A 7,365-nucleotide genomic window follows, 5' to 3' on the forward strand; every position below is an offset into this window, starting at 1 on the left:
AAAGTCTTCCGATGCCAGAATGGGTCGGAAGGAAAAGGAGACATTATGAATATTGAGAAATACACCGAACGGGTTCGCGGTTTTATTCAGTCAGCCCAGACTTTCGCCCTTTCCTCGGGCAATCAGCAGTTTACCCCGGAACATCTTCTGAAAGTGCTCGTCGATGATGACGAGGGCCTTGTTGCGTCGCTCATTGAGCGTGCGGGTGGCCGTATCACTGATGTGCGTATGGGTTTGCAGATAGCGCTCGAAAAACTGCCAAAAGTAAGCGGCGGTAACGATCAGCTTTATTTGGCTCAGCCATTGGCAAAGGTTTTTACCCTTGCTGAAGAGCTGGCAAGCAAGGCTGGCGACAGTTTTGTCACGGTTGAGCGTTTGCTCACAGCACTTGCTATCGAAAAGTCTGCAAAAACGTCTGAAATTCTGGCTGCTGCCGGTGTGACACCGACCGCGCTCAACAAGGTTATCAATGACATGCGTAAAGGCCGCACAGCCGATTCCGCTTCTGCTGAAAGCAATTACGATGCGCTGAAAAAATATGCGCGCGATCTGACGGAAGATGCACGTGCGGGCAAGCTTGATCCGGTGATTGGCCGTGATGAAGAAATTCGTCGCACCATTCAGGTTTTGTCGCGTCGCACCAAAAACAATCCGGTGCTGATTGGTGAACCTGGCGTTGGTAAAACAGCAATTGCCGAAGGTCTTGCCCTGCGCATCGTCAATGGTGACGTGCCGGAATCACTGAAAGACAAGCAGTTGATGGCGCTCGATATGGGTGCGTTGATCGCTGGCGCGAAATATCGTGGTGAGTTTGAAGAGCGTCTGAAGGCCGTGCTTTCGGAAACGCAGACTGCTGCGGGCCAGATCATCCTGTTCATTGATGAAATGCACACGCTTGTGGGTGCAGGCAAGTCTGACGGTGCGATGGATGCATCGAACCTGCTTAAGCCTGCATTGGCTCGTGGTGAGTTGCACTGCGTAGGTGCTACCACACTCGAGGAATATCGCAAATATGTTGAGAAGGACGCGGCGCTTGCGCGTCGTTTCCAGCCAGTATTTGTTGATGAGCCGACTGTTGAAGATACGATCTCGATCCTTCGTGGTTTGAAGGAAAAGTATGAACAGCACCATAAGGTTCGTATTTCCGACTCGGCACTTGTTGCGGCAGCAACGCTTTCGAACCGCTATATTACGGATCGTTTCCTGCCAGATAAGGCTATTGATCTTGTCGATGAAGCTGCATCGCGTCTGCGTATGCAGGTTGATTCAAAGCCGGAAGAGTTGGACGAGATCGATCGTCGTGCGATGCAGCTCAAGATTGAGCGCGAAGCACTGAAGGTCGAAACCGATACGGCTTCTATTGATCGTTTGCAGCGTCTCGAAAAAGAACTGACTGATCTGGAAGAGGAATCAGCGGAACTGACAGCGAAATGGCAGGCGGAAAAGCAGAAGCTTGGGCTTGCGGCAGATTTGAAGCGTCAGCTTGAAGAAGCACGCAATGCTTTGGCGACTGCTCAGCGCAGCGGTGAATTCCAGAAGGCTGGTGAATTGGCCTATGGCACAATTCCGCAGCTTGAAAAACAACTTGTCGATGCTGAAAGCAGCGAGAACAAAGGCTCGCTGCTTGAGGAAACCGTGACGCCGGAACATGTCGGGCAGATCGTTGCGCGCTGGACAGGTATTCCTGTTGAACGGATGCTGGAAGGCGAACGCGAAAAGCTTTTGCGCATGGAAGACGAAATCGGCAAACGCGTTGTCGGACAGGGTGAAGCGGTTCAGGCTGTTTCAAAAGCTGTTCGCCGTGCACGCGCAGGTCTTCAGGATCCGAACCGGCCAATCGGCTCGTTCATTTTCCTTGGACCAACCGGTGTGGGCAAAACTGAGTTGACCAAGGCTTTGGCTTCGTTCCTGTTTCAGGACGACACGGCTATGGTGCGTATTGATATGTCGGAATTCATGGAAAAGCATTCTGTGAGCCGGCTGATTGGCGCACCTCCCGGCTATGTCGGCTATGAAGAAGGCGGTGTTCTGACGGAATCTGTGCGGCGCAGGCCATATCAGGTGATCCTGTTCGATGAGATCGAAAAGGCGCATCCTGATGTGTTCAACGTGTTGCTTCAGGTTCTTGATGATGGTCGTCTGACGGATGGTCAGGGTCGAACGGTTGATTTCCGCAATACGCTGATCATCATGACCTCGAACCTTGGCGCTGAATATCTCGTCAATCTTGGCGAGAATGAAGACGTTGAAAGTGTTCGTGATGAAGTGATGGGTGTCGTGCGGGCTTCGTTCCGTCCGGAATTCCTCAATCGTGTGGATGAAATCATCCTGTTCCATCGGTTGCGTCGTGAGGATATGGGTTCGATTGTCGACATTCAGATGAAGCGTTTGCAGGCTCTGTTGCATGATCGCAAGATCACGCTGGAACTTGAAGACGATTCCCGTGAATGGTTGGCTAACAAGGGTTATGATCCGGCTTATGGTGCGCGCCCGTTGAAGCGCGTTATCCAGAAGGAAGTTCAAGACCCTCTGGCCGAACGCATTCTGCTGGGGGATATTCTTGATGGTTCGATTGTCAAGATTTTGCCCGGCTCGGATCGGCTTAACTTCCGTCCCATCCGCGTGATGGGTGAAGGCGAGCCTGTGAAAGAGGACGAAAAGGCATAAGGCCTTATCAATATTATCCATTAAGCGCCGCAATCATTCGATTGCGGCGCTTTTTTTATAAAGCATCGCTTTAGAAGGCCATCTTCATGTCCAGTTCATCTGGCATTTGCTGTTATTGAGTAATTAATTGTTAACCATATAGTTGCATCCCTTATGTAAGGTAATTCAGGGTTTCTTGTATGTCGCATCTCTTAAACATGCTTCGCTTCGGTTTGTTCGGTTCTGCAATCATTCTTGCAGCAGGTGGTTCAGCCTTTGCGGATGAGCGCGATGCGACCCCCCACGTTTCGCAACCCGTGCAACTGGCACAGCTCTTCGATTGGGGACATGATCGAAATAATGATCGTGGTCGCGATCGCGGTGTGCGTGTTTATACGGACGAATATGGTCGGCAGGTCACGATTGATCGTCGCGGACGCGTTCTCAATATTGAAGACCCGCGCGATTCTGGCCGTTATGCTGGTGGTAATCAGCAAGATGATGGCTGGTCTGGCGGTCCGGTAGGCGGCGGTGCGCCTTCTGATGGGTTCGGCAATGTGCCAGAAGATCCGAATTATTACCCGGAAGCACCATCAGCGCCTGCTTATGACTATAATCGCGACGGACAGGTTCAGCGCTCCGAGCTGCCACCGGCGGGTACGGAATATCCAGATACGGAATCACCGACTGCAAGCATCAATCGCGATCCGGGCTATCAACAGCCATCGACACAGCCACATGCTGTGCCCAATGCCGATGATATGACGCCCGCCATTGAAATGCCGAAAGGGCAGGGTGCAAAACAGAAGATTGCTGCCTATCAGGTTTTGCTTGATCGGGCAGGTGCTTCGCCGGGCGTGATTGATGGTCGTTCAGGCTCTAATGTCGATAAGGCTGCTGCGGCCTATAGCGAAATGACGGGCAAGTTCCTCAACCCAACCGATGAAGCTTCAATTGAGGCCGAGTTGCAGGCAACAGGCGGTCCGGCTTTCACAGAATATACCATCACCAATGAAGATGTCGGCCGTCAATATGTGGCTTCGATCCCGGATGATTATGCTCATAAGGCGCAGCTACCGGCTATGGCCTATACGTCGGTAACCGAAATGCTTGGTGAAAAGTTTCATATCGATGAGGCCTATCTCAAAGAGATCAATCCCGGTGTAAATTTTAATCAGCCGGGCTCCATTGTGAGGGTGCCAAGCCTTGGCAAGCCTGTCCGTGCAAAGGTTGCACGCATCATCGCCGATAAAGGTCGCAAGCAGGTCCGGGGCTATGATGAAAATGGCAAGCTCGTGGTCGCTTACCCTTCAACAATTGGTTCTTCTGATACGCCATCGCCTTCGGGGATCGTGCAGGTGCAGCGCATCGCGATTAACCCGAATTACACATACAATCCGAAAATCAATTTCAAGCAGGGTGCTAATGATAAGGTGCTGACTATTCCACCGGGTCCAAACGGACCGGTTGGCACAGTCTGGATAGCACTGTCAAAGCCGACTTACGGGATTCACGGAACTCCCGAACCTTCACGCATTGGCAAGACATCAAGTCATGGTTGTGTGCGTTTGACGAATTGGGATGCGGAAGAATTAGCGAAGCTCGTCAAAGCGGGCGTAACTGTTGAGTTTACGGAATAAGCACGGTTGAAGATCATCTGCTAAAAAGAAAAACACCCGGAAATCAGTAGCGATTTCCGGGTGTTTTATATTGATCTTGTTAAACGGGCTGACTAATTAGCTCTTCGTGGTTCCTGTCGATGCAAGCTTAGTGCCGGCATCATCTGTGTTCAGCAGCGTATCAATGCGCTCGCGCTCCTGATTAAAGGCCTCAAGTTCTTTGCCTTTCAGCGCTTTATTATCCGGCAAACGAATGCGAAGCGGGTCAACCTTGGTGCCATTGACGATGAGCTCGTAGTGCAAGTGTGGTCCGGTTGAGAGACCAGTCGATCCAACGTAACCGATAACTTGCCCTTGGCGCACGCGTGAGCCAGCGGTTACGCCGCGCGCAATTGCATTCTGGTGACTATAGCTGCTGACATAACCATTCGCATGACGAAGCAAGGTTTGGTTGCCATAGCCGTTTGTCCAACCAGCTTTTTCAACGACACCGTTACCGGATGCGATGATTGGGGTCCCGCGAGGGGCAGCCCAGTCAACGCCGGTGTGCATACGGCTATAACCGAGAATTGGATGGCGGCGCATTCCAAATGGTGAGCGGAACACGCCATTTGGCACTGGATTGCGCAGCAGGAATTGCTTCGCGCTTTTTCCATCTTCGTTGAAATAATCAACGCTGCCATCCGGGGCCTGATAGCGATAGAACTTTCGCGTCGTCCCGCTGAAATTGGCGGCTACATAAAGAAGCTGTGAATCGCCGTCCGGTTTTTCGGGGTCATCAGGCAGCGAGAAGAAAGCATCGATCTTGTCGCTCTGCGAGAGGCGTGCTTGTAGATCAACATCGGACGCCAGCATCTTTACGAGCTGCTCGCGCATGGTTTCCGTCATGCCATAAGCAAGTGCTGCACGGCTGATCCCATCATAGACACTCGGAAGATTGCCGCGAATCGCAGTTGGCGGAGCATCGCCATCAAATGCAGAAGCAAGAAGCGGCGTTTCTTCGGGCTGATCGGATGGCACATACTGATTACGGTCGTTGAGTGAAACCGTTACCAGGTGTGTCGTGCGGTGATATACACTCGCTCGAACGACTTTATCTTCGCCATTATGCGTCTCGGTGCCGACACGCAGCACGCTTCCTTCTTTCAGACGAGGCGAATTGAGCAGCTTCGTAATAGCGTCAGCCATATTCGAAGCATCGTCGTCCGTGTAACCGGCACTCTGCAAAGCCTGATTGATATCCATCGTTTGGCGGAAGGGAATTAGCTCTTCAGAAAATCCGTCAGTGGCTTCTTCGTCGTCAGCGCGCTGGGCGACAGTCACATTTTCCTGCGTGATTTTCACGCCAAGGGCTGGACTCAGTGCGAAAGAGGAGTCAACGCCTCCAAAACGTGCCGGATCGACATAGTGTAGAGAAGCAACTTGAACATCGCCGTCGGTGAGCAAAACACCGGTATCACGAACGACCTTTTCCACTTCATCAACCGTCAGATCATTCGAAGGGTCAAAGCTCGCACTATTAAGTGGGAAATCTGCTACGCGCAGGCTAACCTCGCTCTCAACCTTTGCACCATAAATCTGGCCGGTATCCGTCGGCTGCGGTGCTGCGGGCCCTTCGGAGAAAACGGTCATCGCATTGAAAGCGGGATATTTCCGGTTTGTGGGATGATCGACGGCGAGTGACATGCTCACGAGTTCAAAAGGCCGCGTGCGGATGACTTCGCGTTCACCCACCTTTTGCATAGTTGAAAGTTCAAAGTGGCGGCGGTCATTCGCCTTCTGTTTGGAAATCGTACTTACAAGACGCGAACCCTTGGTGGCATTCGTATCATTGGTAACGCCAGGCATATCGGCGCGTGCTAGGATTTCTGGCGGCGTGGCCAATTGTTCACGACCGTCGAGCGCTGCAAACAATGCGACGCCGATAAGCATACAAGATGTGACACCTGTCAGAAATGTACCTACGAGCCAGCGCGCTGATACCTCACGCCGATCAGGCGGGCGACGTCGACCGCCCACTGTAAGCGGAGGTTCGTCACCCGGATTCACATTGTGTGGCCCCAAATCTTTCATGCTGCGGGTGCAGGTCCTTCTTCAAATCTGGATGCACGCATATATAAGTGCATGAACATCATTTCCAGAAAGCAGCATTGCTGCAATCCGACACATGGCGTCTTCCCTTATTATGGAAGTCCCTCAAGCAGGCTGTTGAGTTTTGTCAGCCGCAACACAGTAAGTCAACGATAAGTGGGCTCATATACGTTATTCACAGCAGTTCGAGCTGCGCTTTATAATGTGCGCCGACGCTAATGGGATAATGAGGCCGGTTTGTGGCTCTTGCCGGCGTTATTCAATTGGTTTTGCCCTTGCTTATATAAGCGGAGATAGTGGAAAACCTGTCAAACAAGGAAAATTGTCAAAAAAGATTCAAAAAACGAACGAATACGCGTTGACAGAATTGTTTGTTGGGGTCTATATGGCTTCCAACGAGGGCGGCGACGCTGCTAGCGGCATGTTGCCTCGTCCTTGTAGTTCAGCGAGAGCGATTGACAGAGATGTTGAGAGTGGTTAGTTGGGCGGCATTGGTAAGATGGAAGTCTTGTTGATGTGTTGAGGAAGGAACGGTTTGTAAGGCTGTGAATTTCTTGAAAAAAATGGGTTGACACGGTTTACGATGTAGACTAGATACCCGGCACCGCAGCGACGGAGCGAGACGAGATTGAGAGTTGGGCCGAATGGTTCTGATGATTGAGATTGTTGAGCGGAGTTAAGCGGGTTTAGTTTTCGACGGTTTTAAACTGTCTGTTCTTTGATAATTTTATACAGAAGAAAGAGAAACGTGGGCGGCATTGTCTGCTGAATGTTTCGGGTCTTGAAAGAGATTTGGAATATTCGAACAGAACTTTGGCGGACACGTTTCTTGATAGAATATGTTACCTGGCTTTGATCTTAGGCTTCGGCCTTTGAGATTAAAGTTGGTGTGTAAATATGTTCTCGTCAAATTTGAGCGTGACCACGGTTCTGAGTGTTTTTCGGCAACGAAGAATGCTTTGACCAAAATAGCCAATTATCAAATTTTCAACTTGAGAGTTTGATCCTG

3 protein-coding genes are annotated in these 7,365 nt (G+C 51.1%); 2 read left to right on the plus strand and 1 reads right to left on the minus strand.

What is annotated here, in order from left to right; genetic code table 11:
- Nucleotides 1-45: 45 nt before the first annotated feature.
- Both clpB and ACOZHT_RS06415 read left to right on the plus strand, forming a co-directional pair.
- Entirely contained in the window at nt 46-2,667 is a 2,622-nt protein-coding gene (gene clpB / locus ACOZHT_RS06410) for an ATP-dependent chaperone ClpB (RefSeq protein ID WP_339508939.1), read from the plus strand.
- A gap of 179 nt (nt 2,668-2,846) precedes the next feature.
- Complete coding sequence (locus ACOZHT_RS06415) at nt 2,847-4,286, plus strand: L,D-transpeptidase (RefSeq protein WP_339508938.1); 1,440 nt, start codon at nt 2,847-2,849, stop codon at nt 4,284-4,286.
- A gap of 96 nt (nt 4,287-4,382) precedes the next feature.
- Here the strand turns inward: ACOZHT_RS06415 and ACOZHT_RS06420 are convergent, their stop codons facing one another.
- Nucleotides 4,383-6,338, minus strand: a complete 1,956-nt coding sequence (locus ACOZHT_RS06420; protein ID WP_339508937.1) for a M23 family metallopeptidase — start codon at nt 6,336-6,338, stop codon at nt 4,383-4,385.
- Nucleotides 6,339-7,365 lie beyond the last annotated feature (1,027 nt).

It is taken from the genome of Ochrobactrum sp. EDr1-4 (assembly GCF_049199085.1).
Taxonomy (GTDB): domain Bacteria; phylum Pseudomonadota; class Alphaproteobacteria; order Rhizobiales; family Rhizobiaceae; genus Brucella.

Bases quoted from the DNA above. Each gene is read 5' to 3' on its own strand.
- ACOZHT_RS06415 (WP_339508938.1), top strand. From the start codon at position 2,847: ATGTCGCATCTCTTAAACATGCTTCGCTTCGGTTTGTTCGGTTCTGCA.
- clpB (WP_339508939.1), top strand. From the start codon at position 46: ATGAATATTGAGAAATACACCGAACGGGTTCGCGGTTTTATTCAGTCA.
- ACOZHT_RS06420 (WP_339508937.1), bottom strand. From the start codon at position 6,338: ATGAAAGATTTGGGGCCACACAATGTGAATCCGGGTGACGAACCTCCG.